The sequence below is a fragment of the Streptomyces montanisoli genome (assembly GCF_017813245.1).
Lineage (GTDB): Bacteria > Actinomycetota > Actinomycetes > Streptomycetales > Streptomycetaceae > Streptomyces > Streptomyces montanisoli.
Genome location: NZ_JAGIQL010000094.1, coordinates 1 through 26,435, shown reverse-complemented (window position 1 = coordinate 26,435; position 26,435 = coordinate 1). Strand labels below are relative to the sequence as shown.

At 71.9% G+C, this 26,435-nt stretch carries 28 protein-coding genes and 1 pseudogene; 13 read left to right on the top strand and 16 right to left on the bottom strand.

Going from position 1 to position 26,435, the window contains the following annotated elements; all coding sequences use genetic code 11:
* Positions 1-37: 37 nt before the first annotated feature.
* On the top strand, positions 38-853 hold the full coding sequence (locus tag JFN87_RS21205; protein WP_209342247.1) for an ABC transporter ATP-binding protein: 816 nt from the start codon (positions 38-40) through the stop codon (positions 851-853).
* Positions 850-2,487: a transporter gene (locus JFN87_RS21200; RefSeq protein WP_209342237.1), complete on the top strand. Its 1,638-nt coding sequence runs from the start codon at positions 850-852 to the stop codon at positions 2,485-2,487. The genes JFN87_RS21205 and JFN87_RS21200 overlap by 4 nt, the downstream gene beginning before the upstream one ends.
* 56 nt (positions 2,488-2,543) lie before the next feature.
* Here JFN87_RS21200 and JFN87_RS21195 read toward each other — a convergent pair whose 3' ends face one another.
* On the bottom strand, positions 2,544-3,296 hold the full coding sequence (locus JFN87_RS21195) for an SDR family oxidoreductase (RefSeq protein WP_372449265.1): 753 nt from the start codon (positions 3,294-3,296) through the stop codon (positions 2,544-2,546).
* A gap of 121 nt (positions 3,297-3,417) precedes the next feature.
* On the opposite strand from JFN87_RS21195, the gene JFN87_RS21190 reads away from it, so the two are divergent.
* The gene (locus JFN87_RS21190; protein WP_209342244.1) at positions 3,418-4,257 is read left to right on the top strand and encodes a LysR family transcriptional regulator; all 840 of its coding nucleotides are present in this window, start codon (positions 3,418-3,420) and stop codon (positions 4,255-4,257) included.
* Between the two features lie 41 nt (positions 4,258-4,298).
* On the opposite strand, the gene JFN87_RS21185 is transcribed toward JFN87_RS21190, so the two are convergent.
* Both JFN87_RS21185 and JFN87_RS21180 read right to left on the bottom strand, forming a co-directional pair.
* Positions 4,299-5,228, bottom strand: a complete 930-nt coding sequence (locus JFN87_RS21185; RefSeq protein WP_209342236.1) for an alpha/beta fold hydrolase — start codon at positions 5,226-5,228, stop codon at positions 4,299-4,301.
* Positions 5,229-5,814: 586 nt separating this feature from the next.
* On the bottom strand, positions 5,815-6,507 hold the full coding sequence (locus JFN87_RS21180) for an iron-dependent transcriptional repressor DtxR (protein ID WP_209342233.1): 693 nt from the start codon (positions 6,505-6,507) through the stop codon (positions 5,815-5,817).
* 399 nt (positions 6,508-6,906) lie between these two features.
* Here JFN87_RS21180 and JFN87_RS21175 point away from each other — a divergent pair, with 399 nt between their 5' ends.
* The 4 genes from JFN87_RS21175 to JFN87_RS21160 all read left to right on the top strand — a co-directional run bounded on the left by JFN87_RS21175 (position 6,907) and on the right by JFN87_RS21160 (position 10,306).
* Positions 6,907-7,989 (top strand): PhnD/SsuA/transferrin family substrate-binding protein, encoded by a 1,083-nt coding sequence (locus tag JFN87_RS21175; protein WP_209342231.1) that lies wholly within the window; start codon positions 6,907-6,909, stop codon positions 7,987-7,989.
* Between the two features lie 139 nt (positions 7,990-8,128).
* Entirely contained in the window at positions 8,129-8,860 is a 732-nt protein-coding gene (locus tag JFN87_RS21170) for an ABC transporter permease (RefSeq protein WP_307865539.1), read from the top strand.
* Complete coding sequence (locus JFN87_RS21165; RefSeq protein ID WP_307865538.1) at positions 8,836-9,594, top strand: ABC transporter ATP-binding protein; 759 nt, start codon at positions 8,836-8,838, stop codon at positions 9,592-9,594. The genes JFN87_RS21170 and JFN87_RS21165 overlap by 25 nt, the downstream gene beginning before the upstream one ends.
* A gap of 124 nt (positions 9,595-9,718) precedes the next feature.
* Entirely contained in the window at positions 9,719-10,306 is a 588-nt protein-coding gene (locus JFN87_RS21160; protein ID WP_209342229.1) for an EF-hand domain-containing protein, read from the top strand.
* Positions 10,307-10,368: 62 nt separating this feature from the next.
* Here the strand turns inward: JFN87_RS21160 and JFN87_RS21155 are convergent, their stop codons facing one another.
* Positions 10,369-11,829: an FAD-dependent monooxygenase gene (locus JFN87_RS21155; RefSeq protein WP_209342228.1), complete on the bottom strand. Its 1,461-nt coding sequence runs from the start codon at positions 11,827-11,829 to the stop codon at positions 10,369-10,371.
* A gap of 431 nt (positions 11,830-12,260) precedes the next feature.
* Between JFN87_RS21155 and JFN87_RS21150 the strand changes: the two genes are divergently transcribed.
* Complete coding sequence (locus JFN87_RS21150; RefSeq protein WP_209342241.1) at positions 12,261-12,689, top strand: VOC family protein; 429 nt, start codon at positions 12,261-12,263, stop codon at positions 12,687-12,689.
* A 92-nt stretch (positions 12,690-12,781) separates the two neighbouring features.
* On the opposite strand, the gene JFN87_RS21145 is transcribed toward JFN87_RS21150, so the two are convergent.
* Both JFN87_RS21145 and JFN87_RS21140 read right to left on the bottom strand, forming a co-directional pair.
* Positions 12,782-13,018, bottom strand: coding sequence for a DUF397 domain-containing protein (locus JFN87_RS21145; RefSeq protein ID WP_209342227.1), 237 nt, complete (start codon positions 13,016-13,018; stop codon positions 12,782-12,784).
* Complete coding sequence (locus tag JFN87_RS21140) at positions 13,015-13,845, bottom strand: helix-turn-helix domain-containing protein (RefSeq protein ID WP_307865540.1); 831 nt, start codon at positions 13,843-13,845, stop codon at positions 13,015-13,017. Before JFN87_RS21140 ends, JFN87_RS21145 begins: the two co-directional genes overlap by 4 nt.
* 89 nt (positions 13,846-13,934) lie before the next feature.
* On the opposite strand from JFN87_RS21140, the gene JFN87_RS21135 reads away from it, so the two are divergent.
* Positions 13,935-14,444, top strand: coding sequence for an ATP-binding protein (locus tag JFN87_RS21135; protein WP_307865537.1), 510 nt, complete (start codon positions 13,935-13,937; stop codon positions 14,442-14,444).
* Here the strand turns inward: JFN87_RS21135 and JFN87_RS21130 are convergent.
* Genes JFN87_RS21130 through JFN87_RS21120 form a run of 3 tightly spaced genes read right to left on the bottom strand, consistent with a single transcriptional unit; the run spans position 14,341 to position 17,066 of the window.
* Complete coding sequence (locus JFN87_RS21130) at positions 14,341-15,300, bottom strand: alpha/beta fold hydrolase (protein WP_209342225.1); 960 nt, start codon at positions 15,298-15,300, stop codon at positions 14,341-14,343. The two genes, JFN87_RS21135 and JFN87_RS21130, sit on opposite strands and share 104 nt — an antisense overlap.
* A 4-nt stretch (positions 15,301-15,304) precedes the next feature.
* A complete protein-coding gene (locus tag JFN87_RS21125; RefSeq protein ID WP_209342224.1) occupies positions 15,305-15,922 on the bottom strand; it encodes a dihydrofolate reductase family protein in 618 nt (205 codons plus the stop codon).
* Positions 15,923-15,959: 37 nt separating this feature from the next.
* Positions 15,960-17,066: an NAD(P)-dependent oxidoreductase gene (locus JFN87_RS21120; RefSeq protein WP_307865536.1), complete on the bottom strand. Its 1,107-nt coding sequence runs from the start codon at positions 17,064-17,066 to the stop codon at positions 15,960-15,962.
* Positions 17,067-17,286: 220 nt separating this feature from the next.
* Between JFN87_RS21120 and JFN87_RS21115 the strand changes: the two genes are divergently transcribed.
* A complete protein-coding gene (locus tag JFN87_RS21115; RefSeq protein WP_209342221.1) occupies positions 17,287-18,051 on the top strand; it encodes an alpha/beta hydrolase family protein in 765 nt (254 codons plus the stop codon).
* 72 nt (positions 18,052-18,123) lie between these two features.
* On the opposite strand, the gene JFN87_RS21110 is transcribed toward JFN87_RS21115, so the two are convergent.
* Positions 18,124-18,924 (bottom strand): aminotransferase class IV, encoded by an 801-nt coding sequence (locus tag JFN87_RS21110; RefSeq protein ID WP_209342219.1) that lies wholly within the window; start codon positions 18,922-18,924, stop codon positions 18,124-18,126.
* Between the two features lie 73 nt (positions 18,925-18,997).
* Between JFN87_RS21110 and JFN87_RS34570 the strand changes: the two are divergent.
* Positions 18,998-19,096: pseudogene (locus tag JFN87_RS34570) on the top strand (DUF6980 family protein); the annotation flags it as partial.
* Positions 19,097-19,171: 75 nt separating this feature from the next.
* Here JFN87_RS34570 and JFN87_RS21105 read toward each other — a convergent pair.
* Together JFN87_RS21105 and JFN87_RS21100 are read right to left on the bottom strand one after the other, a co-directional pair.
* Positions 19,172-19,837, bottom strand: coding sequence for a hypothetical protein (locus JFN87_RS21105; protein ID WP_209342217.1), 666 nt, complete (start codon positions 19,835-19,837; stop codon positions 19,172-19,174).
* A gap of 108 nt (positions 19,838-19,945) precedes the next feature.
* The gene (locus tag JFN87_RS21100; RefSeq protein ID WP_209342238.1) at positions 19,946-20,866 is read right to left on the bottom strand and encodes a phosphotransferase family protein; all 921 of its coding nucleotides are present in this window, start codon (positions 20,864-20,866) and stop codon (positions 19,946-19,948) included.
* A gap of 183 nt (positions 20,867-21,049) precedes the next feature.
* Between JFN87_RS21100 and JFN87_RS21095 the strand changes: the two genes are divergently transcribed.
* Positions 21,050-21,841, top strand: coding sequence for an SDR family oxidoreductase (locus JFN87_RS21095; RefSeq protein WP_209342215.1), 792 nt, complete (start codon positions 21,050-21,052; stop codon positions 21,839-21,841).
* Between the two features lie 30 nt (positions 21,842-21,871).
* Here JFN87_RS21095 and JFN87_RS21090 read toward each other — a convergent pair whose 3' ends face one another.
* Both JFN87_RS21090 and JFN87_RS21085 read right to left on the bottom strand, forming a co-directional pair.
* Positions 21,872-22,309: a VOC family protein gene (locus JFN87_RS21090; RefSeq protein ID WP_209342213.1), complete on the bottom strand. Its 438-nt coding sequence runs from the start codon at positions 22,307-22,309 to the stop codon at positions 21,872-21,874.
* Between the two features lie 34 nt (positions 22,310-22,343).
* A complete protein-coding gene (locus tag JFN87_RS21085; RefSeq protein ID WP_209342211.1) occupies positions 22,344-22,787 on the bottom strand; it encodes a helix-turn-helix domain-containing protein in 444 nt (147 codons plus the stop codon).
* A 140-nt stretch (positions 22,788-22,927) separates the two neighbouring features.
* Here JFN87_RS21085 and JFN87_RS21080 point away from each other — a divergent pair, with 140 nt between their 5' ends.
* Complete coding sequence (locus tag JFN87_RS21080; RefSeq protein ID WP_209342210.1) at positions 22,928-23,680, top strand: SIS domain-containing protein; 753 nt, start codon at positions 22,928-22,930, stop codon at positions 23,678-23,680.
* A gap of 16 nt (positions 23,681-23,696) precedes the next feature.
* Here the strand turns inward: JFN87_RS21080 and JFN87_RS21075 are convergent, their stop codons facing one another.
* Positions 23,697-25,118 (bottom strand): PAS domain-containing protein, encoded by a 1,422-nt coding sequence (locus JFN87_RS21075; RefSeq protein ID WP_209342208.1) that lies wholly within the window; start codon positions 25,116-25,118, stop codon positions 23,697-23,699.
* 444 nt (positions 25,119-25,562) lie between these two features.
* Positions 25,563-26,255 carry a pyridoxamine 5'-phosphate oxidase gene (gene pdxH / locus JFN87_RS21070; RefSeq protein ID WP_209342207.1) on the bottom strand — a complete coding sequence of 231 codons (693 nt, stop codon included), beginning with the start codon at positions 26,253-26,255 and terminating at the stop codon, positions 25,563-25,565.
* Positions 26,256-26,435 lie beyond the last annotated feature (180 nt).

Below are 26,435 nucleotides of genomic sequence, written 5' to 3'. Positions count from 1 at the left end.
GGTGCCGAGCGGCGCGCAGCCGGAAGCTCTGCGCCCGATGGACGCCGCGCGCGCGGCGCGCCCCTCGGCGGCGCGAGGCGGGCGGGGGGACGCGGTGCGCGTCGAGGGGCTGTGGAAGCGCTTCGGCGACCACGTCGCCGTCGCCGGCGTCGACCTCACGCTGCCCGCAGGCCAGTTCATCGGCCTCGTGGGGCCGAACGGCGCGGGCAAGACCACGACGCTGTCCATGATCACCGGGCTGCTCAGGCCCGACCAGGGCCGGGTGACGGTCGCCGGGCACGACGTGTGGCGCGACCCGGCGGAGGTGAAGGCGCGCATCGGGGTCCTGCCCGAGGGCCTGCGCCTCTTCGAGCGCCTCTCGGGCAGCGAGCTGCTCGCCTACACGGGCAGGCTGCGCGGGCTGCCGGGCGCCGAGGTCGACAAGCGCGCCGACCAGCTGATCGACGTGCTGGGCCTGACGGGCGCGCGCGACAAGCTCGTCGTGGACTACTCGACGGGCATGCGCAAGAAGATCGGCCTCGCCGCCGCCCTGCTGCACAACCCCGAGGTCCTCTTCCTCGACGAGCCGTTCGAGGGCGTCGACCCCGTCTCCGCGCAGACCATCCGCGAGGTCCTGGTCAGGTACACGGATTCCGGTGCGACGGTCGTCTTCTCCAGCCACGTGATGGAGCTGGTGGAGTCGCTGTGCGACTGGGTCGCGGTGATGGCGGCCGGCCGGATCCGCGCGCAGGGCACGCTCGAAGAGGTACGGGGGGACGCGCCGTCCCTGCAGAACGCCTTCCTCGAACTGGTCGGCGCGCAGGGCCGCGCCGCCGGCGACTCGCTGGACTGGCTCGGCGGTGGCGCGCGATGACGACCGGCACGTACACGCCCCCGGCCCGCTCCACGCACGCGTCCGCGGCGGCGGGCGCGCTCACGCCCGTCTTCGTACGGCTCAAACTCGCCCTGCTGCGCAACGGCCTGCGCCAGTCGTCCGGCAGGACGGCGGTGTGGGTGACGTCGCTGGTCCTCGTGGTGCTGCTGTCCGCGGGCGTGCTCGTCGGGCTCGCCGCACTGCGCGGCGTGCACGACGCGGCGGCGCCCGTCGTCCTGATCACGATGCTGCTGGCCATCGCGTGGGCGGTGATGCCGCTGTTCTTCCCCAGCGGCGACGAGACGCTCGACACCACGCGCCTCGCGATGCTCCCGCTGCGCCCCGGGCCGCTCACGCGCGCGCTGCTGGTCACCTCGCTGGTCGGCATGGGCCCGGTGTTCTCGCTCTGCCTCCTGGCGGGCGCCGCCGTCGCGACGGCCCACGGCGCGGCGGCCGCGGTCGTCTCGGTGGTGGCGGTCGTCGTCTCGCTGCTCACGTGCGTCGGCCTCGCGCGGGCGATGGCCGCCGCCAACACGCGCCTGCTGACGTCACGCAAGGGCCGCGACCTCGCCGTGCTGAGCGGCCTGGTGATCGCGGTCGGCATCCAGGTCGTCAACTTCGTCGTGCAGCGCCTCGGCAAGTCGTCCGGCCTCTCGGCGCTGGACCCGACCGCGCACGTGGTGCGCTGGATCCCGCCCGCCTCCGCGTTCGGCGCCGTGCAGTCGGCGGGCGAGGGCGCGTACGGGGCCATGGCGGGCCAGCTGCTGCTCGCGCTCGCGCTGCTCGTGGCCGTCTACGTCATGTGGCAGCGGTCACTGGTGAAGCTGATGACCGCGCCGGACAGTTCGACGATCTCCGCGGCCGAGCCCAAGCGGCGGCGCCGCGCCACCGGCCGTGCGTCGCTGCTGCCCGAGGGCCGGACGAGCACGGCGATGCTGCGCACGCTGCGCTACCTCGTGCGCGAGCCGAAGACGAAGGCGGCGCTCGTGACGTCGCTGGCGATCGGGCTGATCGTGCCGGTGTTCAACGCGCTGGAGGGCGCGAGCACGATCTACTTCGGCTGCTTCGCCGCGGGCATGCTCGGCACGATGATGTACAACCAGTTCGGCCAGGACGGCTCCGCGTTCTGGATGGTGGCCATGTCGATCTCGTCGAGGCGTGACGCCTACCTCGAACTCCGCTCGCGCGCGCTGGCGCTGCTGCTCGTGACGCTGCCGTACTCGGCGCTGGTCAGCGTGGTGATGGCGGCCCTGACGCACCAGTGGCACCGGCTGCCGGAAGTCCTCGGCCTGTCCTGGGCGCTGCTCGGCGCGCTGGTCGCCGCGGGCGCGGTCACCTCCGCCCGGCTGCCGTACTCGATCCCGCAGGAGAGCCGCAAGAACGTCGCGCCGGGCCAGACGAGCCTGGCGACGATGTCCCTGCTGGGCGGGATGCCGGCGGCGGCGCTCGTCGGGGCGCCGGTCCTCGGCCTCACGCTGTGGCTGCACCTCGCGGGCCACAACGCGTGGACGTGGCTGCTGCTGCCGGTGGGCACGGTGTACGGGGCCCTGATCGCCTGGGCGGGCCTGCGCACGGCCGCCCGCCCCCTGGCGGACAGGCTGCCGGAGATCCTTTCGGCGGTCAGCAAGGGCTGACGTGAGCGACTCCGGTCGCGACCGTCGCAAGCATCGCGACCGTCGCGATCGGAGGCTCACCAGGGCACGACCCCGTTGTCGTCGAACAGCATGCCGGTGGGGCCGTCGTCGGGCAGCGTCGCCAGCCTGACGGCGACCGCTGCGCCCTGCTCGGGGGTCTGCGTGCCGCTGAATCCGTTGAGGGCCGTGGCCACGTATCCGGGGCAGGCGGCGTTGATCAGGACGCCGGTGCCGGCCAGTTCCTCGGCGTACTGGACGGTGACGGCGTTGAGGTAGGTCTTCGTCGGCGCGTAGGCGCCGCTGACGCCTCCGAGGTCGACGCCGGGCGTGGTCCGCAGCGTCAGGGAGCCGACGTGGCTCGACTGGTTGACGATCCGCGGGTGCGTCGAGCCGCGCAGCAGCGGCAGCATCGCGTTGGTGACCCGCATGACACCGATGACGTTGGTCTCCACCAGCCGCCGCACGGTCGTGAGGTCGACGGTCGAGGGCGCCTCGGGCCGGCCGCCGGTCGCGGCACCGGCGTTGTTGACGAGCACGTCGAGGCGGCCTGCCCGCTCCTCGATCAGCCGCGCCGCGGCGGTGACGCTCGCGTCGTCGGTCACGTCCAGCGGCACCAGGAAGGCGTCGGCGCCGGCCGCGCGCAGTTTCGCCACGGCGTCGTCCCCGCGCCGCTCGTCGCGAGCGCCCACGCCGACGCTCCAGCCCAGTGCGCCGAGACCGGCGGCGACCTCGTACCCGATTCCCTTGTTCGCGCCCGTGACCAGCGCGATCGTCTTCTCGCTGATGCTCTCGCCCATGTTCTCGCTCATGACGACGAGCATGGCCGGGCAGCGGCCCGGCACCAACACCGTCTCGGTATCGCGGCGATGCGCCCGCGGCATCGATCGGCCGGGCGCCGACATCGCCGGGCGCCGACATTACTGTGCAGCCATGGACCTTCGGGAGCTGCGCTACTTCGTCGTCCTCGCCGAGGAACTGCACTTCGGCAAGGCCGCGCTGCGCCTGGAGATCGCCCAGCCTCCCCTGTCCCGTGCGATCGCCCGGCTCGAACGGCGGCTCGGAGTCACGCTGCTGGAGCGCACCAGCCGCAAGGTGACGCTCACCGACGCAGGAGCCGTGCTGCTGTCCGAGGGACGGGCGATCCTCAGCGCGGTGGCCGCCGCCGAGCGCCGCACCCAGCAGGCCGCGCGGAAGCGCCCGCGCATCGTCCTCGCCGTCAAGTCCGGCACGGGCGGCGGGCTGCTGGCCAAGCTCCTCGACGCCTACCGCGCCGAGCCCGGTTCGGTCACCGTCGACCTGCTGCTCGGCGAGGCACGCCAGCAGCAGGAGTCGCTGCGTGACGGGCGGGCCGACGTGGCCCTGCTGCACCTGCCGTTCGATTCGGCGGACGGGCTCGACACGGAGACCCTGCACACCGAGGGGCAGGTGGCGATCCTGCCGGCCACCCACCCGCTCGCGGGGCGTCCGGGGATCCGCGTGGCCGATGTCACCGCGCTGCCGGACATGCCGATGGCCCGCTGGCCCGGCCCAGGCGGCGGCTACCCGGAGGGCCCCGGGGCGGAGGTGCGCAATCTGACCCAGCTCTTCCAGCTGATCGCGCTCGGCCGGACCACGGCGATCATGCCCGCGTCCGCCGCCGTCGACCTGCGGCGCGACCTCGCGGCCGTGCCGGTGCTCGACGCCGCGCCCGTGACGACGGTGATCGCCTGGCCGCCGCAGAGCCGGCACCGCGCGGTCGCCGACCTGATCCGCGTGGCGACGCGTCTGTGACCGGTGCCGTCCGTCCGTCCGTTCGTTCGTTCGTTCGTTCGTCAGCCGGTGAGCACGCCGTCGAGGAACGGTTCCGTCGCCGCGCGCCAGGCCGCCGGGTCCGCGTAGTGCACCAGGTGGCCCGCGTCGGGGATCTCCGCGTACGCGCCGTGCGGCAGCACCCGCACCATCTCCATCGCCTCCGCCCGCCCGAGCTCCCCGTCGATCCCCCGCACCACCAGCGTCGGGCAGCGGACCTGCGCCAGCTCCTCCCAGTGCGCGTCGAGCACCCACGCCTCGCGCGTGCGCAGCATCTGGTGGCGGGAGAAGACCGGGCGCCAGCCGTCATCGGCGCGCCGCAGCATGTCCGCGTGGAAGTCGCCGCGCGCCGGGACCTGGACGCCCTGGAGCCACGCGTCCTCCTCGGCGAACCAGCGGCGGGCCGCACCGAGCGAGGGGAACGGCAGCGGCCAGCTGCTGAACCAGTCCTCCCACTCCCGCTGCGACGCCGCGCCGAGCGCGGACGCCCGCATGTCGAAGACGACCAGGGCGCGCACCAGATCCGGCCGCCTGGCGGCCAGCTGCCAGGCCGTCAGCGCGCCCATCGCGTGGCCGATCAGCGTGACGGGCGCGAGATCCAGTGCCTCGATCACGGCCTCCGCGTCCGCCACGTACGCCTCGCGCGTCAGCAGGCCGTCCGCGGGGCGCTCGCTCTCGCCGTGCCCCCGCTGGTCGAAGGCGACCACGCGGTGCCGCTCGGCCAGCCAGCGCGCCGTGCCGGCCCAGTGGGACGCGCGCCCCATCAGCCCGTGGAGCAGCAGCACGCCCGGCTCGGCGGCGCCGGGGGCTCCGGCGCCGCCCGCATCGCCCGCACTGCCCGCCCCGCCCTCGCGGCCGCTTCCGCGCCCGTACTCCCAGGCTGCGAGACGTAGGCCGTCGGCGCCCGTCACTTCGGTCCGCCGCACCGCGTGCTGCGCGTACTGCTCCGGCATGCGACCTGGCACCCCCTTCGGTTCTGCGTGTCTTCGGTCTTCTCGGCCTGCTCGGCCTCGCCCGCCGGCTGCCTGGTCGAAGCAGCCGGAGCGATCGGTTCGGTGGCGCGGGCCGGGCCGGTCCTGAGGTGGTCGGGATCAGGTACGGCACGCCGTTCGGTGGGTGTTCGCGGCTTTCGCCCCCGCTGTGTGCATGGCGCTGCCACACTCATCGCGGACGCGGTCGAACCTCTGTTGGTTCTGGCCCGATCTTATCGAACTTGTATTCGAACACGCGCCTCCCGCGCGGAACATCGCTCATTCGAGTGACCACCTCACAGGGTTGACCGTCGAACGCCTGGGGAGATCTTTGACCGGGAGGCGGACCGCTCGGGGATGACGGTCCGAGGGATTGACCCTGGGAGCTCGGGGCTCCGGGTCAGCAAAGGGGAGGATGGGCCCCGGTGCCGCTCAGCACCGGGGCCTCCACCCTGTTCAAGGCCCCCCACGGCCCCCCACCGCACCAGCCCCCTGTTCTCACGGCCCGCCGGGGCCGTGCCCGCCGGGGCCGTAGTCGCCCGGGCCGTAGTCGCCGGGGCCGTACGGATCAGCGCTTGGCCACGAACACGTGCGAGGCGACCTCTGCCCCCAGCTCGGCCGCCTCCCCGCTGCTGCCGACGAGCACGCCCGCGGGCGACGCCGTCACGCTCACCACGGATCCCGGCTGCACGCCCGCGCGCCGCAGCGTGTACATGAGCTGCGCGTCCGTCTGGATCGGCTCCCCGATCCGCCGCACGACGACGGTCTTGCCGTCCCCGCCCGCGTCGAGATCCGCGAGGCTGACAAGCCCCGCGTCCAGGAACGGATCCACCTCGGACACCTCACCCAGCTCGTCGAGGCCCGGGATCGGGTTGCCGTAGGGCGACTCCGTCGGATGCCGCAGCAGGTCGAGCACGCGGCGCTCGACGGCCTCGCTCATCACGTGTTCCCACCGGCAGGCCTCCGCGTGCACCTGCTCCCACTCCAGACCGATCACGTCCACGAGCAGGCACTCCGCGAGCCGGTGCTTGCGCATGACGCGCGTGGCGAGCATGCGGCCCTCGTCCGTCAGCTCGAGGTGGCGGTCGCCCGCGACCTGCACCAGGCCGTCACGCTCCATCCGCGCCACCGTCTGGCTGACCGTCGGGCCGCTCTGGTCGAGCCGCTCGGCGATGCGGGCGCGCATGGGGACCACGCCTTCCTCTTCCAGCTCGAGGATGGTGCGGAGATACATCTCCGTCGTATCGATCAGTCCGGACATACGTGCCCCTTGTGGATTCGTTGCGGCCCTGCCCTCAATTCTGACGCATCCCACCGACAACCGTGCCGTGTCGTCGAACCCGCGAGCACATGACGCACGGACAGCGAGCGGCCGCTCACGCAAAGCCGCCGCCCGACCCAGGTCACGCGGGCGCGCTCAGGCGGCGGGCGACTGCCTCGCGCGCTCCCTTCCGCGCTCTACTGACGTGGTCGTCCCGGCGCCAGGGTTGGCGGCGTCCGGCTGGAGCCGGGGGGAGCGAGGGGACGGCATGGCGGCGAGGCACGGCAAGACGGAGCGCCCAGGGGCGCGCGGATGACGGCGGGCGCGATACCCGAGCGCTTCCGGGGGCGCGGGGCCCGTGGCGGGGCACGGATCGGGCTGCTCGGCCGGAAGAGATGGGTGCCGCTCGCGTGTGCGGCCCTGCTGCTGGCCCTCGCCGGTTGCGGGTCGGGCGGCTCAGGGGGCTCCGGCGGCTCGGGCGGCTCGGGCGGCTCGGGCGGCTCGGTCAACGCGAAAGGCACGAGCGGCCCTCTCGCGACGGCGCCCGCCGCGAACACGACGCTGCGGATCGGCGACACGGGGTCCCTGCTCCAGACATGGCACGCGGCGAGCGGCGTGAAGCTGCCCTTCGTCGCGAAGTTCTCCAACTTCTCCTCGCAGCCCGCCATCAACGAGGCGTTGCGCACCGGCGCCGTGGACGTCGCGCTGGCCGGCGACAACGCCGCGATCTTCGGAAGTCTCCAGCACGACGACACCGTGATCGTCGCGGCGGGCAGGCGGCCGCAGGACTTCTCCCAGCTCGTCCTGGCACCCGGGGTGAAGTTGCGGAGCCTGTCGCAACTGCGCGGCAAGAGCATCGCGTACACCCCGGGATCCATCTCGCAGCTCTTCATCCTGCGCGCGCTGGCGGCCGGGGGCATCAAGCCGGACGAGGTGAAGTTCGTGCAGGTGCCGGGCAGCGGGGCCACCTACTTCGACGCGGTCCGCAGGGGCGATGTGGACGTGTCTCCGAGCAACGAGCCGTTCACGACGACCCTGCTCAAGGAGGGCGGCGTCACCCTGGTGCCGACATCGTGGACCAACCCGTGCAACACGGGCCTCGAGTTCCTGATAGCCGGCCGCCGGGCGCTGGCGGACCCGGCGAAGTCGGCGGCCATCGCCGCCTACGTCAAGGCGTACGTCCAGCAGCTCCAATGGGAGAACTCGCACGCGAAGCAGTGGGCCGAGGACTACTACGTGCACGTCGCCCACCTGTCACCCGGCGACGCCCGGCAACTGGCGCGGGGCGACGTCCCGTACGTCTTCCCCCACCTGGACAGCCATCTCGTCGCCGAGGAGCAGAGCTCCATCGATCTGCTGTACAAGGCCCACGCGATCCCCACCCGCCTGGACGCCCACACACTGTTCGACATGCGCTTCGCTCCCGTGGTCGACGCCGCGGTGCGCAAGGCCGGAGGCCGCTTTGCCGCCGACGGCTCCTGACAACGCCCTGGCCGAGCGTGCGCATCAGCGGCGCACCGCCCGGCGGTATCCCGGAAGACGGCGGCCCACATCGCGGCCGCCGCAGGCCCGGCACGGGCTGCGGCTCGGCCCTAAACCCCGTCTGCCGTTCGCCGGCGCCGTGGGCACCCTGCTCCTGCTGGGCGTCTGGGCGCTGGCGTCCGCCACCGGCACGCTGTCGCCACGGACGCTGGCACCGCCCTGGACGGTGCCGGGGACGTTCTGGCACCTGTGGACCAGGGAAGGCCTGGCGCAGCACGTCGCGGCGTCCCTCCGGCTCGCCCTGGCGTCCCTGGCCATCGGGGTGGCCGCGGGCCTGGTCCTGGCGCTGCTGTCCGGGCTCAGCCGCGTCGGGGACGCGCTGATCGACGGCCCCGTGCAGGTCAACCGCTCCATTCCCTGGTACGTGCTGGTCCCGGTGGCCATCTCGGCCCTGGGCATCGGCGACACCATGAAGACGACCATGATCGCCCTGGGCGTCTACCTGCCGGTCTACCTCAACACCCATGCGGCGCTGCGGCGCATCGACGCCCGCTACGTGGAACTCGCCGAGAGCCTCGGGCTGAGCCGGTGGACGTTCGTCCGGGCCGTCGTGCTGCCCGGGGCGCTGCCGGGGTTCTTCCTCGGCCTGCGGCTGGCGACCACCTCGTCCTGGCTCGCCCTCGTCATCATCGAGCAGATCAACGCCACCAGGGGCCTCGGCTACCTCATGAACCAGGCCCAGTCGTACGGGCAGGACGACGTCGTCATCGTCCTGGTCGTCCTCTACACCCTGCTCGGCCTGATCAGTGACTTCCTGCTGCGCGCTCTGGAAAGGAGGGCACTCTCGTGGCAGAGGAGCCTGGGGTCGTGAACCCGGCGGTCCGCGTGCGCGGGCTCACCCGCCTCTACGGCACCCGCACGGTCCTCGACGGCATCGATCTCGACATGGCGCGGGGCGAGTTCATCGCCCTGCTGGGGCACAGCGGGTCCGGGAAGAGCACGCTGCTCAGGGCGCTCACCGGCCTGGACCACGACACCTCGGGCCATGGCGAACTGCGCGTCCCCGACCGGCGTGCCGTCGTCTTCCAGGACGCGCGCCTCCTGCCGTGGAAACGGGTTGCGGCCAACGTCACCCTCGGCATGCGCGACACCGACGCCCGCCGCCGTGGCCAACAGGCCCTGGACGAGGTGGGCCTGTCGGCGCACGCCCGCGCCTGGCCCGGCCGGCTCTCCGGCGGCGAACAGCAACGGGCCGCCCTGGCACGCGCGTTGATCAGAAACCCGGAACTGCTGTTGGCGGACGAGCCGTTCGGCGCGCTCGACGCCCTCACCCGGCTCCAGATGCACGCCCTGCTGCGCACACTGCACGCGCGGCACCGCCCGGCAATCCTCATGGTCACGCATGACGTCGACGAAGCGGTCCTGCTGGCGGACCGGGTGCTCCTGCTCGACCGGGGACGCATCACCCTCGACCGGACCATCGGCATGCCGAGCCCACGCGACCCCGCGACACCCGCCTTCGCCGACCACCGCACGGCATTCCTCACCGCTCTCGGCATCTCCCCGCAGGACCGGCAGCAGAACACGTCCGGGACGAAGAACTGACAAATCACCCTTCTGGGTCCTTCCCGCCGACTCCCGGGTGAACAGACGCAAAGCTCCCATAGCGTGATGGGTGGAACGACGCGACAACACCCGCGATCCACCATCACGTTGGGCGGAGACCACCATGAAGGACGACTGCTACTACGAAGAGGGCCAGTACCGGTTCCGGACGCGCGAGGAGTACTTCGACGACAAGGCCGACCGCATCTTCCGCATCCTGGACACCGACGGCAGCGGCAGCATCACCGCCGAGGACTTCATGTCGGTGGCCCAGCGTGTCGTCGACGCGTTCGGCCTGCCGGCAAAGTCCGCGCAGGCCCGGCGCGTCAACCAGGCGGCGCGGGACTTCTGGACCCGCCTGAGCACTGCCGTCGACACCGACAGGGACGGGACGCTCACCCGCGAGGAGTTCGCCGTGGTGTCACGCGGCCACCTGCTCGGCGGCACGAGCCCCGTCGCCCGCAGCGCGGAGGAGTGGGTCGACGCCATCGTGAGCGCCGCCGACACCGACCACGACGACGTCCTCAGCGAGGACGAGTACACCCGCCTGCTGCGCGCCTTCGGCTCCCCCGAGGGCGGCATCCGCCTCATCATCGACCACATGGTCGGCGCGGACGGCACCGTGGCGACGGACAGGGCCCGCCTGGCGTTCCTCGGCGCGTACACCACCGACGTACCCGTCAAGCGGAACCCGGCGCTGGCCGGGGTCTGACGCCCGCGCCCCCTGCCGGGGCCGCCGTACGTTTCGCGTACGCCGGCCCCGGAGGGTCCCGACTACGAGGTGGGCGCGCCGAACCAGCGGGCGAGGTGTGCGTCCAGGTCGCGCTGGTCGTCGCCGACCCAGGCGACGTGGCCGTCCGGCCGCAGCAGGACGCACGACGCGTCCAGGGCCGCGTCGGGGTCCGCGAGGTGGTCGACGCGGTCCGACCAGCCGCCGGCGGTCAGGCGCCCGGTGCGGTCCAGCAGCAGGCCGCGGCCGCCGTGCAGCAGATCGTAGAGGTGGCGGCCCTGGCCCAGCTCGATGTCACGCAGACGGCGGCCGAGCAGGTCGGGGCTGTCGGAGCCGTCCGGCCCGTGGCCCTCGCCGAAGTCGTAGCGGATGCCGATCGCGGTGATCTTCTCGATCAGGCGGCGGTTCACCTCGTCGATGTCCATGAGCTCGGTGAGCAGTCTGCGCACGGCCCGTGGCCCCGGTTCCGGGGACAGCAGTTCCGTCTGGGCGCGCGTGTTGTCCAGCACCTCCTCGGCGACCGGACGCCGTTCCGCCTGGTAGGTGTCGAGCAGCGCCTCCGGCGCCCAGCCGCCAACCTCTGCGGCCAGTTTCCAGCCGAGATTGAACGCGTCCTGCACACCCAGGTTGAGGCCCTGGCCGCCGGTGGGCGGGTGGATGTGCGCCGCGTCGCCGGCCAGCAGGACCCTGCCCACCCGGTAGCGCTCGGCCAGCCGCGTGGCGTCCCCGAAGCGGGACAGCCAGCGCGGGGAGTGCACGCCGAAGTCGGTCCCGGCGACGGCGATAAGCCGCTGCCTGAACTCTTCCAGGGTGGGCGGCTGCGCGCTGTCGCCGACGTGACCGGCGACGGGGATCACGACGCGGTGGGCCCCGCCGGGGAAGGGCCTGAGGCTGAAGACCTTGTGGGTCTCGCGCACCTCGGCCACCCGGGCGGCGACCTCCTCACCCGGCATACCCACTTCCACCTCGCCCATCAGCGTCTCGTTGCGCGCGGGCTCGCCGGGGAAGCCGACGCCGAGCAGCTTGCGCACGGTGCTGCGCGCGCCGTCGCAGCCGATGAGGTAGCGCGCACGCAGCCGCTCGCCCGGATTACTGGTCTCGACGGTCACGCCGTCGTCGTCCTGCACGAACCCGGCCACCGCACAACCACGCCGAACCTCCGCGCCCAACCGCGTCGCGTGCTCTTCGAGCAGGCGGACGACGACCGGCTGCGGGATGCCCAGCAGGTAGGCGTGCGCGGTGTCGAGGCCGGTGGGGGCGGGCTTGTCGATGGCGGCGAAGAAACCGCCGGCCGGGCGGCGCCTGCCATGTTCGAGGAGGCGATCGAGGAGCCCGCGCATGGCCATCAGCTCGATGCTTCGGATGTGCAGTCCGACCACGCGGACGAAGGACGCGGGCTCGGTTTCCGCGTCCAGGACGAGTACCCGTACGCCGTGCAGCCGCAGCTCGGCGGCCAGCATCGCGCCGACCGGGCCGCACCCGGCAATGATGACGTCGAAGTCCATAGGAGGTGCCTTTCGGGAGTGCCGTGTTGTCAGGCGCTCCCGGCGACACCTATGACAGTCGCCAGGCCGTGACGGGAACGGGGAGCACCCACGTCGATACAACGTTCATGGGTCTCACCTCCTCGGGCGGTGTCACTGGCCATTGCACGCTACAAGCGAAGGCATGTCCCGGTCCAGCGCAATACCGGGTTGTGAGCGGACCATGGCAGGGCATCGCGCCGCGAAACGCCCTTGTGACCACTCGTAATGGTCACTAAGGTCGGCCGGGTGACTGCCGGGTCGGCCATGGGCCACGCACGAGTGAGGGTCCCGGCCTCGGCGTGAGCACGAGGCGGGCAAGAGGCCCGCCCCCTTTTCTCCGCGTCCAAGTTCCCGGCGCCCCGATACGGCGCCCCATTCCAGTGGATCTCAAGACCGGAGACACGTCACAGATGTCCCATGCCCAGCACGACCAACCTGAGCCCGGGCTGCCGACGGCCGGCGCCCACCTGAACCACACCGCTGTCTACGCGAGCGACCGGCACGTGTCCGCCGAGTTTCTCGCCGCAATTCTGGGCTTGAAGGTCGGCGCCACGTTCGGGCCTTTCCTGCCCGTCGACCTCGGCAACGGCGTGACGCTCGACTACTACGAGAAGAGGGAGGAGCCGATCCAGTCGCAGCACTACGCCTTTCTCGTGCCTGACGAGCAGTTCGACGCCGCCATTGCGCGTCTGGACGAGGTCGGGGCCACCTACTACGCCGACCCCGGCCACACCGAACCCGGTCGGATCAACCATCTCTTCGGTGGTCGCGGCGCCTATTTCGAGGACCCGGACGGTCACAACATGGAGGTCATGACCCGGCCCTACGTCCGCCCTTAGCGGCAACGACAGGCACGTTTGCCGGTGCGCTGTACGCGCGCCGGAGGCCGCCGTACGCGGGCGTACGGCGGCCTCCGGCGTTCGGGGGCGGGTCAGTCGCTGACAAGCACGACGAACCTCTCCCACGCGGCGGGCTCGACGGTCAGTATCGGCCCGCTCGTCCGCTTCGAGTCACGCACGTGCACGGCGGAGGCGGTGTCGCAGGCGGCGACCTCGACGCACTGACCGCCCTCGCTACCGCTGTAGCTGCTCTTGGACCAGGCGATCTCGACGCACTGGCCACCCTCGCTGTCGCTGTAACTGCTCTTGAACCAGGCCAACTCGCTCATACCGCTCCCAGGAGTCCCTCGATGTGGGCCAGCGACTCACGCGGGGTGAGTGCCTGGGCTCGAAGAATCCCATAGCGTGAGCCGAGCTCGTGGACCTTCACGTGATCGCTGTACAGCCGACTGTCCCCCTGCGCTTCCGCGTACGCCAGCCGCCGACCCGAATCCGCGTCGATCATAGTGAACGCACCGGCCAGCCCCACATGGTCCTCACGATCCGTCGGCATGACCTGGACGTCAACGTTGCGGTTGTGCGCAACGAGCAAGACCTGCTCCAACTGGCCGCGCAGCACGGCCCGCCCGCCGATCGGTCGATGCAGCACCGCCTCCTCGATCAGGAAGCTGAGCAGCGGCGGCTGCCGCCGGGAGTAGATCTCCTGGCGGGCCAGACGCGCCACCACGCGCTGCTCGATCACCTCGTCGTCCAGGACCGGGCGGCGCAACTGGAGCACCGCCCGCGCGTACTCCTCGGTCTGAAGCAGACCAGGAACGACCTGCACCGCGTACTCGCACAGGCCCACGGCCTTGGCCTCAAGTACGGCCATGTCCCGGAAGAACGCCGGGTACTGAGCCTTGGCGACCTCCTCCTTCATCGCCTTGAGCAGGCCGCCCGCGTCCAGGACCTCGTCCGCCTTGTCGATCGCGCGCGGCGACGGAATGCGGCGCCCCTGCTCGAACGAGGCGATGCTGGACGGCGAGTAGCCGACGAGCTTGCCGAACGCGTCGCGTTCCAGGCCCGCGCGTTGCCTTAACAGCTTCAACTGCCGCCCGAAGGCGCTGACAACACCACCCGTCTCTCCACCATCCGGTGTCGTGAAGTCCTCCGTCACGACGTCTCGTTCGTCGGTGTCCACACCCGTCCCCTTCGCTCACTCGGCGTGCCTCGTACCCGTGCCGCACACACACCTACAAGGCCACCGTGTCCGTGCGTCACCACTGGTCACGCTACGCCACCAACGGGACCGTGGTCGGCGTGATGGAGGAAATTGCGAAGATCGAGGAGCCCGTGGTGGAACGCGAGTTCGGCATGAGGTTCAGCTCGACACCCCGAGGCGCCCGGCTGGCGCGGCGGCTGACCGCGCACCGGCTGAACGCGTGGGACCTGCCCTACGACTCGACGGCCAACGACACCGTGGTCGCCATCGTGGCCGAGCTGGGGGCGAACGCGGTGCAGCACGGGCGGGTGGTCGGGCGCGACTTCCACCTGCTGCTGCGGCTGGCGGGCAACACCGTACGCGTCGAGGTCACGGACACCCGCGCGGAACGCGCCCCGTCGTCCCAGACTGCCGCGCCTGACGAGGCACTCGCGGAGTCGGGGCGCGGGCTCACGATCGTGGACTGCCTGGCGGATACGTGGGGCTGGTATCCGCGTTCGCACGGCCCGGGCAAGACGGTGTGGGCGCAGTACGTGCACACTGCCCGAGCGTGAGCATCGCCTGGGCCACCTCGCCGGCCACCGCCTCGGGGATCGCGGTGGCGGCTTCCTCGATGACCAGCAACCATGCCCCAGGGATCTCGCGCGCGATCGCCTCACCGTTGCCGACGGGGAAGAACGGGTCACGGCGCCCGTGCACGACGAGCGCGGGAACCTCGATCTCCGGCAGGCGCTCGCGCCAGCGAGGCGCACAGTCGAGCCTGGAAAACACCATGCCCAACTGGTTGGCCATTTGGACGGCGGGTGCGGTGCCGGGCGTGCGGTCCCAGATGCGCGCGGCGGTCGCGCGGGCGGCTTCGCGGTCGTCGCCACGGATCTCCGCGCCGGCGGCGGCGAACTCGGCGACGGCCTCGCGGTCAGCCCAGTCCGGCATGGGACGCGCGAACAGCCGGCTCATCGTCGCCCGGTCATGATCCGGGAGGTCGTCGTCGGGCGGGCCGGGGGCCACCGGGCGTGTGCCGACGAGGGTCAGCGCCGAGAACGCGCCCGGGTGGTCCAGCACGGCCACCTGGGCGACCATCCCACCGACGCCGATCCCGGCGAGGTGGACGGGCCGCCCTCCGCCGAGGGCGTCGGCCAGGGCCGCCGCGTCGGAGGCGAGATCACGCAGGGTGTAGGCGGGCGCCTCGGGATCGTTCGTCGTCGACTCGCCGCTGTCGCGCAGGTCGTAGCGCACGACACGGCGCCCGCCGGCGGCGAGGTGCTCGCAGAGCGCGTCGGGCCAGGAGAGCATCGTCGTCCCGCCCGCGAGCAGCACGAGCGGCGCGCGTGCATCACCGTCACCGTCACCGTCACCGTCACCGAACGACTCGACGCCCAAGTCCGTCCCATTGACGTGGACAGTGGTCATGGGATCACCGGGAGATGTCGTAGGTCAGGTGCGTCGCGGTCGATGTCGGGACCACGCTCCGCTGCACGAGCGTGCGCCGCACGCCGGCGGTGGGCAGTGGCGTCCCGGCGCCCAGCACGACGGGCGCGAGGTGCAGCGTCAGCGCGTCGACCAGCCCGGCGGCGAGGGCGGAGCCGACCGTGGCGCCGCCGCCCATGATGACGACGTCGAGCTCCTTGCCGCTGTCGGACGACGCAGCCTCGGCGCGCTCGCGCGCGGCGGCGACGGCGTCGGGCAGGCCGGTGGTGACGAACGTCCAGTCCAGGCCCCTTGTCCGCACCGACTCCGGCGGCGTACTCGTCACGACGACGAACGCGGGCTTTCCGACCTCGCGGGCGCCGTAGCCGGTCGTGTCGTCCCAGCCGTGCGGCCCGTCGACGATGTCGAAGAGGCGCCGGCCGAGGACGACGGCCCCCGACCGAGCGGTCCCTTCGCGCAGGACCCGGCGGTCGTCGGGGTCGCCGGAGAACGCCCACGTGTGCAGGGCGTCGCCGCCGGTGCCCAGACCGTTGTCGATGCCGGGATCGGGCCCGGTGACGAAGCCGTCGAGAGAGACCGAGATGTCAGCGATGATGCGAGTCATACCAGGGCAGACCCGACCGGCCGCCCGGACTCATCGCTCACGCATGAGGCACATCGCGCCGGGGCGCGGGCGTCACCACCGGCACGCCCTCGGGGCGGCCGGTGAGCAGCGCGGCCATGTGGTCAGCGCACCGGATCGCCGCCTCGGCCATGGCGGTACGGGTCACGCCGGCGACGTGCGGGGTGAGCAGGGCGCCCGGCGCGCCGAACAGCGGGGAGGCGAAGGCGGCGTGCTCGTGGGCGAAGGTGTCGACGGCGGCGGCCGCCAGCGGGTGCGCCGGGTCGCGGAGTGCGTCGGCCAGTGCCTGCTCGTCGACGATGCCGCCGCGCGCGGTGTTCAGCAGGACGGCGCCCCTGCGCATGGATGCCAGTGCGCTGAAGTCGATCAGGCCCCGGGTGCCCTCGGTGAGCGGCAGGTGCAGCGACACCACGTCGCTGGTGGACAGGAGGTCGTGCAGGGAGTCCGCGCGGCGGATCGTTGTCGGTACAGGGCTGCGCGAGAAGTACTGGACGTCCATGCCCAGCGCGCCCGCCCGCGCGGCGAGCGCGTGGCCGATCCGGCCGAGGCCGACGATGCCCAGGGTCAACTCGCCGAGTTGCGGTGGCGGTACAGTCGGCGCGCCCCAACGCCCCTGGTGGGCGTTGTCGTTGTGAGCCGCGAGGTCGCGGGTCAGCGCGAGGAGCTGGGCGAGGGCGAACTCGGCGACGGCGTCGGCGTTGGAGCCCGGTGTGTGCGTGACGGCCACGCCGTGGCGGGCTGCGGCCGCCAGGTCGACGTGGTCGGTGCCCGCGCCCGCGCGGCCGATCACGCGGAGCGGGTGGGCCAGAGCGGGGTCGGTGGCGGCGGCGAGCAGCCCGGCGCGAAGCGGCGCGCCGGCGCGGGACTTGACCGCGTCGTAGCCGCGCCCGTCGCGCACGAGCTCGGCGGTCGTGGCCCGCTCGTCGAAGAGGTCGATGTCCACGAGATCGACCCGGCCCGCCCACCTGGCCCGTGTGTCAGCCGGGTCGCTGATCCGCCGCAGGTTCAGTGTGACGTCCAGTCCGTGCCCGAGGAGGCGCACCAGCTCGCGGTCGAGCAGACCCCCGGGCGCCGCGTCCAGCAACAACACCCGCGCCCGCGCTCGTCGCTCCCCCCATGCGCGCACGCCCCCGTTTCGGTCCTCCTGCCTCGGCAGAACTCTATTGGATTGAGGGCACGGAGTTCCGTGCGGTAACTTCCGTTCGACCGTGACACTGCCCCAGGAGGTGAGACCCATGAACGCTGTACCTCTGTGGGTTCTCCCTCTTGCCGTCACGGCCAGGCGACTGACGTAAGTGTCCGCTGGGAGCGCCTCGACAACACGGCACTCCCGAAAGGCAACACCTATGTTCTCTTCGCAGTTCACCGCCGAATCGTCGTCGCACGGCATGCTGGAACGTGACTTCACCGTGGGTGATGTCCCCGGCGTTCTCTGGTCACCGGCCTCCGGTCCCGATCGTGCACCCCTGGTCCTGATGGGCCATGGCGGCGGCAACCACAAGAAGCACCCGGCGATGTCCGGCCGCGCTCAGCGCCTCGTGACGGGCTGCGGCTTCCATGTCGCCGTCGTCGACGCGCCCGGTCATGGCGATCGCCCGCGCACCGCGCACGACGAGGCGGAAATCGCCGAGCTGTTCCGGGCGCGGGCGGCCGGCGAGCCGGAGGGTCCGATCGTCGTCCGCTACAACGACCACTTGGCACAGCTGGCCGTGCCCGAGTACCAGGCGACCCTGGACGCCCTCCAGGGACTCCCGGAGATCGGCGCCGACGGGCCGGTCGGCTACTGGGGCATCAACATGGGCACCGCGATCGGCGTGCCGTTCGTGGCAGCCGAACCCCGGATCACGGCCGCGGTCTTCGGCCAGCACTGGCCAGACGTGCTGGCCGATAAGGCGAGGCAGGTCACCATCCCGATCGAGTTCGACCTGCAGTGGGACGACGAGCACATCTCCCGCGAAGAGGGTCTCGCGCTGTTCGACGCCTTCGCCTCGAAGGAGAAGTCGTTGCACGTGAACTCGGGCAGGCACAAGGAACTGCCCCGGTTCGAGGCCGACAGCGCGGTCAGGTTCTTCGCCCGGCACCTCGGCGGAAGCGTCACCGCGTCGGCCTGAACTCCGCGGTTGCGGCGTCCGGCGCGCATGCCGGGCGCCGCAACCGCGGCTCCAGCAGGCGGGGCACCGTCATCAAACGGTCTCCCACCGCACAGAGTCCCAGGCCTTGCCCAGCAGCGTGAACACTTCTGATCGGTTCGCGAAGGATATGTCGTCCACACTGGCCAATGGCTGCGCTGGACACCAGGAGTAGCTCGCGAACGCCGACTGATAGCGAGCAAGGTCCTGGACGACCACCGGCCTGGGCCGTGTCGGCACTCCGATACGGTGCAGACCGCTCGTCAGCAACTGCTCGGTGATGCCTGGCAGCTTCGGTGCCTGCGGCCATGTGACGGTCTCGCCGTCCCAGAGCCCGAGGTTCCAGATGGAGCCCTCGATGACGAGGCCGTCCGGCCCGGTGAAGAGGGCGTCGTCGAAGCCCTGTGACTTGGCGGCACGACGAGCCCCGGTAAGCCCCATGGTCGCGGTGTGTTTCAGGTGGGCCGAATCGCGAACGTACGGGATGGAGCGCACCCTCCACGGTGTCTGCGGTGTTTCAGGCACCGGATCGGTCAGCGACACCATGACGGCGAGGTCCACGTCTGCGGTTGGGACGGAGAGGTCGCCCGACCCGGCGAAGACGGCAATCCTCGCGGACACGTCACCTGCCACCTGCGCCAGCGCCTGCCCCAGAAGGGAACGAATGCGGTCAGCCCCGGGTGTCGCCAGGAAGAGTTCCTTCGATGCGTCTTCGAGTCTCCGCAGGTGAAGGTCCAATCCCCGGACGCGACGCCCTCGCACCTGCATCGAAGTGAAGTGCCCGTAGTTGACGACCGCCACGCGGTGCAGGTCGGCTATTGAAGGAGCAGCGCCGTTGATCTCTACATGCAGCATCTCGGCACAGTAACCAACAACCACGGACGGGCGCGCAGGTCGCCGCCTCGGATGGCCGCACCGCCCCAACCCGGTGGTTGCCCTGCCGCAAACGCTGATCATCCACGACGGCGGTGCATCGGGCGCCACTATCGATTTCTGCCCCTGGTGCGGACGACGCCTCCCCGCATCACGTCGAGACGCCGGCCTAGTTCCAGGACGACCGCTGGCTCGCCGCCCCGCCTCAGAGCTGAGGGGCCGGCGGCCGTCACGGAGCTTCGGACGCGCGCCATTGCGCGGAACTGCCCTGTACCTCGGCAATGCTCGGGTGACGTACGGCCTCCAGCATGTCTTCGGCAAGAAGGTCAGTGATCAGAGCCGGCGGCCCGAACACCTCCGTCGCGCTGAGGTCCCAGTCGGTCAGGACGAACCAGGACCCGTCCACGGGCCACCAGTGCGCGGGGAACTGTTTATTGGTGGTCCGGTTGGGTCCGACACAGGCCTCATGGCGAGCCAGGCCCTCGTCCAGCCGCCCCCGGCGAGCCGGGATCGGGTCTCCGACGCTCTCGATCGCCGCCTGCGCCCAATAGCACTCCGTCCGAGGGCCTTCGGGGCTGTGGCGAGCGAGAACCCGGATCAGATGAGTCAGGCTGTGGCGGTCGATTTCCCCAGGAGCAGGCCCCTTCAGATCGTCGGGCAGGCCCAGCCCGTCAAAAACCCTCCAGCTCGGGGTGTACTGCCAGTCCTCCAGGCTCTTTCCGACGGGCGCCAGCACATCGTTCCACCGCACTCGTTCACCCCTCAGGGTGAGGCTGTGCAGGACCCAGCAACGGTCGGGGAAGCCATCCTGGGGCTCATAGCCCAGGATCGCCTGGGGTTCCTCCAGGACGGCACGCATACCGCCCAGCGAATCGCTGTCCGGCATCAGTTCCATGGCAGACTCCTTTACCACTTCGATCCAGCACATCGGGTTCGAGACTCAAGTGACGAACTGAGTCCCGGGTGTCACCACCGGCACGCCCTCCGGGTGTCCGGCCCTAGCTCAGCCCCGCGCGTCCATCAGGTCAGTGACATAGGCGTCGAGCCGCTCCTCCACGGCTTGCGTCGTCAAGTCCGTCCTGCCCGCGTCCCGCCATGCCTGCGCCACCGACGACACTTCCTCCGAGCTTGCCAGCGCGTCCCGCACCAGCCAGTACAGCCGCTCATCCGCAGTGGCGGCCAGCGCCCCGCCGGCCTTCTCGTACGCTTCGGTGAACCGCTGACCCCACACCGGGCCGTGCAGCAGCGCGAGATTGGTGGCGCAGTGCGCCACATCGAGGTCCGCCGGGCCCCAGGAGGCCGCTGCCCAGTCGACGACGCCGCTGATCCGCGTGCCCGTCGGCACGGAGGAGCCCATGTCGAACAGCACGTTGCCGGGCTGGAAGTCCCGGTGCAGGAACCGCCCTTCGTAGGGCGGCGCCGGCGCACGGATCACGTCGATCGCCGCAGCCCACACCTGTGCGTCGGCCCCCTCGGGAACCACGACGGTGTCGGCGGTCGTCAGCGCAGCGTAGTCCCGGGGCTGCTCGACGGGCCGCAACGCGTGGATCGCCACAAGTTGGCGCGCCAGCAACGGGACGCGCGTCGCCAGCCCCTCATCGTCGAGCACCGGTCGGCCCTCCAAATGTGTCATGAGGAGCGACGGGTACTCACAGTGTGCGGCAGCCGGATCGGCCGCGATCAGGGCAGGAGCCATCACGTCAGTCGTCGCCAGCAGTGTCAGCGCGTCGGCTTCCCTGTGCAGCAAGTCCTCGGCACGCTCCACGTAGTACGGATCGACGAAGGTTCGCAGCACCAGGTGCCGGGTGCCACCATCCCGGCTTCCGATGGTCAGCCTCCGCATCTCGGCGGTGATGCCGCCGCGCAGCGTCTCGGCTCCGACGATGCGCTCTCCGGCCTCCAGGTCGCGGCTCACCCAGGCCATCGTCAGCGGTCGCACGGCCGCCACCTCATCGTCGTTGAACACCGTGCCACCCCACCACGCGGACGGCTGCACCTACCAGCGAGTTTCGGGCTCCGCACCATCGGCGCCTGCGGCCGTGTGACGGCGCCGACGCCCCCAAACCCGGTTGCCCGATCCAGGGTGCCTGGCGGACCATCGGCTGCTGTGACCGCCGCCCACGATGAACACGCGCCCGCCCCAGATGCCGCTCGCCCCGTCGTGCTCGTCACCGGGGTCGGCCGGACCGTCGGCATCGGTGCCGCCGTCGCGACCCGGCTCGCTGCGGCGGGGTGGGACGTCGCCTTCACGTACTGGGCGCCCTACGACGACCGCATGCCGTGGGGCGCCGAGGCCGGCGCCGCCCGTGGTGTGTCCGCCGCGCTCGCGGAACACGGCGCCGACGCGTTCGCCGTGGAGGCCGACCTGGCCGACCCCGGCAGCGCCGCGCGCGTCTTCGACGCCGTCGAGCGGGCGCGGGGCGGGGTGACCGCCCTGGTCATGTGCCACTGCGAGTCCGTCGACTCGGGCCTGCTCGACACGAGCGTGGAGAGCTTCGACCGGCACTTCGCGGTCAACGCGCGCGGCACCTGGCTGCTGATCCGCGAGTTCGGACGCCGGTTCCAAGGCGAGTTCGGGACCGGCCGCATCGTCGCGCTCACCAGCGACCACACCGTGAACAACCTGCCATACGGCGCCAGCAAGGGCGCCCTCGACCGCATCACCCTCGCTGCCGCCCACGAGTTCGCCCACCTCGGCGTCACGGCCAACGTGATCAACCCCGGCCCGGTGGACACCGGTTGGATGGACGAGGAGCTGCGGGCGACCGTCGAGGAACGCACGCCCCTGGCCCGTCTGGGCACGCCACGGGACGCCGCCCACCTCGTGGACTTCCTCTGCTCACCGCGCAGCCAGTGGGTCAACGGGCAACTGCTCGCCAGTAATGGCGGGTTGGCGTAGCCGTTGGCAGGCCCGATGCCGGAACGGCGGTCAGCGCCGGTCCGGGTCGAACTCCAGCATCTGCGTCAGCCGGACGTTGTTGCCCGACGGGTCGCGGAACGACGTGTCGATCCCGTACGGCTGGACCGTCGGCGGGTCGTTGAACTCGACACCTCGGGCGGACAGCTCGTCATACGCCGCCTTGCAGTCGTCGGTCTCCAGGAACAGCGTCCCGCCGGCGCCCTTGGCCACCAGGTCCGACAGGTGGGCGCTGCTCTCGTCGTCCAGCATCGGCTGCCCGGGTACTGGCATCAGCACCAGCGCGGGGCCGTCCTCGCCGGGCGGGGCGACGCAGAGCCACCGGAAGTTCCACGCCTCCATCGTCACGTCCGCCCTGACCTCCCAGCCGAGCTTGCGCGTGTAGAAGTCGAGCGCCTCGTCCTGGTCGTGCACCCAGAACTGCGCATTGGCGATCTTGACCTTCGTCATGGCTGCTCCCAGCGTCGGTTGCCTGGGATCGACGCTAGGCAGTCGTCGCCTCCGTGTCTTCTCGAAACGTGCGGTTGCGCGGCCGTCCGTAGGCCATGGCGACGCAGCGCGGGATGCGCACGTGCCGTGCGGCCGGCGGGTGGGCCGCGCGGTACGCCTGCGGGGGCGTCCCGTACATCCTGCGGAAGCTCGTCGTGAACGAGCTGATGCTCTGCGCGCCCACGGCGACACCGACCTCGGCCACCGTCCAGTCGGTCGTGAGCAGCAGGGCGGCGGCCCGCTCCAGCCGGCGGGTCAGGAGGTACTGGTGCGGCGACTCCCCGAACGCGGCCTTGAAGGCGCGGCTGAAGTGGGCCTGGGAGAGCGCGGCGGCTCGGGCCATGTCCGCGACCGTGAGCGCCTCGGCGTAGCGGGCGTCGGCGAAATCCCTGGCGCGCAGGAGGTGACGGGCGATCGGTACGTGGGTCACGCCTTCCATTGTGCGAGGACCGTATGGGCCCCGGGAATGACACCGGGATTGACACCGGGACGCCGACGACCCGAAGGTGATCCGCGGCACGCGCCGTCCCGGCGAGCGCCATCCGGTACACGGCATCCGGCACCGCAGGAGGGCCACGCATGGACGACCGCAGCACCGCAGACCGGTTCATCGGCGCCGCCATCGGGCTGCTCGAGCGCCTGCGCGACGAGGAGGGCGCGAGCATCGCGGCCGCCGGTGCGGCGATCGCGGACGCCGTGGAGGGCGGACGGCGGCTGTTCGCGTTCGGCGCCGGGCACTCGTCGCTCGCCGCCCAGGACGTCGTCTACCGTGCGGGCGGGCTCGCCCTGATGAACCTGCTGGCCGCGCCCGGCCTGACCGGCGTCGACGTGCGGCCCGCGATGCTCGGCTCCGCGCTGGAGCGCGTCGAGGGGCTCGCCACCACCGTGCTGGACAGCTCGCCCGCCGCCGCGGGCGACGTGCTCGTGGTCGTCTCGCTGTCGGGGCGCAACATCCTGCCCGTCGAGATGGCCGCGCACGCGCGCGAGCGCGGCCTCACCGTCATCGGCGTCACGTCCGTCACCTACGCGACGGAGACGACCTCGCGCAACGCCACCGGCACCTTCCTCAAGGACCACTGCGACATCGTCCTCGACAGCAAGATCGCCGTCGGCGACGCCGAGTTGACGGCCGAGGGCGTCACGGCGCCGTTCGCGCCCGCGTCCACCGTCGTGACCAGCGCGCTCATGCAGGCCGTCATGGCCACCGCCGCCGAGACCCTCGCGGCTCGCGGCATCGAGCCGCCGCTGCTGCGCTCGGGCAACATCGACGGCGGCACCGACTGGAACCGGCAGATCGTCGCGGAGAACGCCGACCGCATCTTCTGGCACTGAGGCGGGGCACGCAGGGTCAGATGTCGTCGCGGGGCGGGCCTGCCAGGTCGAGCGCCGCGGCCACCCTGATCGTCACGTCCTCCGCGTACACCGCGTCCGGCCGTTCGAAAGCGGACCTGCTGCCGCCCCGCAGGAACGTCACGACCCCGAGCGACTTGCCCCTGCTGCGCAGCACCGTGCACAGCGCGTGGACCGTGTCGGTCGGCCACTGGCGTGCCGCCGCCCACGTCGGGGACTGGGTGGGCGGCGACGACGGGGCGCTCGTGCGCACCGAGCCGATCCGCTCCATCGCGCGCAGCGCCGGGTGCCCGTCCAGGTAGCGGACCGGGATGCCGCCGCCCGCGCTCTGCACGACGGGCCCCGAGCCGCCGGTCGGCGACGCGGCCGCGCGCACCAGCCGTACGGGCGCGTCGGGGCCCGCCGCGTCGGGGTCCGCCGTGTCGAGCGACGGCGCGTGGGGAGAACCGGCGCCCGGCCTGTGGGCGACGAGGTCGACCAGCGCGTGGTCGGCGAAGCCGGCGAGCGCGAAGTCGAGGTACGTGGTGGCCGCCTCGCGCGCGTCCTCGCACTCGGCGGCGGCGCGGGCCGCGCGGTGGAGCTGGTTCGAGCGGAACCGCAGCCGGTCCGCCTCCTGCGCCGCCAGCCTCGCCTCCGTCACGTCCGTGAACAGCCATCCGACGCCGAGCGGCACCGGCTCCTCCGCGAGCGGGGACGCGAGGCGCAGGAACCCGCTGCGCCAGCAGCGGCGCCGCTCTCCCTCGGCCGTGCGGATCGTCACCCACAGCTCGGCGAGCCCCGTCGGCGCGCCCTCCGCGAGCACGTGGTGGAGCGCGGCCTCCAGCTCCTCTACGCCCTGGACGACCATCTCGCCGAGCGGCCTGCCGAGCACCGTGGTGCGGCCCGAGCCGAGCGCGCGCGCCGCGTGCGTGTTGACGACCGTGGGGCGCAGATCGACGTCGACGAGGACGACGCCCCACGACGCGTCGGCGAACAGCGCCTCGCTCAGGGCGATGGACCGCTCCAGGTCGATCTGGGCGTGCACCTCGCTGAACGCGCAGTACACCCCGGCGGGCTTGCCGTCGGCGCCGCGCACGCCCGCCGACTGCGTACGCAGCAGGACCCGGCCGCCGTCCTTGCGCAGCAGCGCGAACTCGTGGACCTGCCGGCCCTCGCTGTCCATGGCGGACATCAGGCGGGCCAGCACCTCGTCGGCGTCGGCGGTGCGCGCGGCCCAGCCGGCGAACCCGTGCCGCCCCACGGCCTCGGCGGCCGACCAGCCGAGTATCCGCTCGGCCTCGCGGTTCCAGTGCGTGATGACGCCGCCCGCGTCGAACGCGCAGAGCGCCGCGTCCATGCCGTCGAGCAGCGCGGCGAGCAGGTCGGACCCGGGTTCGTCCGGGCCTGCCGCGTCCGTGGTCTCGCTCCGGGAAGCACTCATCCTGGCACCCCCTGCAGGACGTCTCCGCCTGTGGCCGCCGGCCGCGCACGACCGATCACAGCCATCCACTGCGATCATTCCACTGGACGTGACGCGGCACACACGAGGTTCCCGGAAATCGTATCGCGCTCGCCTGTGGGAGGTCCCGCGGCAAAAAACGCTTGTCGGCGGGGGCCGGGTTTCCTAGGGTTGCAGTACACGAGAAGGGAGGTGGTTCGGCAGATGTATGACAACCGGACGCGTGAGGTGACTGCGGGCTAGCGCCCGTTCGTCGCACTCTGTGCGGTGCCGGCTCCGCCGGCCGAAATCCCAAGCAGTCACCGACCCGCGGGTTCGCCGGTACGTCCGGCCGGCTTCCTCTCCGGAGGGACCAGAGCCCGCGGGTTTCTGCGTCCCCGCGACGTTGCGCGGGCGCGGGCGCGTCAGCGGGCGGGTCCGTGTGGCTCAGGGGCAGAGCCGCTCCACGCGCCAGCCCTGGCCCTCGCGCTCGCCCTCGTCCCCGTCCCCGCCCCCCTGCACGTAGCGCAGCCGGTCGTGCAGCCGGTTCTCGTGCCCCTGCCAGAACTCGACGGCATTGGGCGTGACGCGGAAGCCGCCCCAGTGCGGCGGCACCGGCACCTGCTCGCCCTCGGGGTAGCGCTCGGCGAGCAGCTCGTAGCGCTCCATCAGCTTCTCGCGCGACGGGATCACGGACGACTGCTCGCTGGCCCACGCGCCGAGCTGCGAACCGTGCGGCCTGGTGCGGAAGTACGCGGCGGTCTCGTCGCGCCCCACGCGCTCCGCGGTGCCGGTGACGATCACCTGGCGCGCGATGCGGTGCCAGGGGAAGAGCAGCGAGACGTGGGGGTTGGCGGTGAGTTCGGTGCCCTTGCGCGACGTGTAGTTGGTGTAGAAGACGAAGCCGCGCGCGTCGAACCGCTTCATCAGCACCGTGCGGGACGACGGGCGCCCGTCGGTGTCCGCGGTGGACACGACCATGGCGTTCGGCTCGGGCAGGCCGCGCTCGGCTGCGTCCGTGAACCAGCGGTCGAACTGGTCCATGGGCGTGGCGGCGAGGTCGGACTCGTGGAGGAGGACGGAACGGTAGTGCTCGCGCATGAGGGCGGGATCCGGATTCTGGTGGGGCACGGGTGACATCCTGCCGCAGCGCGTCCCGCTGCGGCCCCCCGGGCGAAGCCCGGGCCCGGGTGGCCGGTACCGCTTGGGGCAACGCCTGGCCCCGGTGGCCGCGACGGCTCCGGCCACACGGCCGCGGCTCGGGCCGGGCCCCGGCCCGTGAGGGCCCGGGTCCGGCGGACGGGGCGAGCGCCCCCGGCC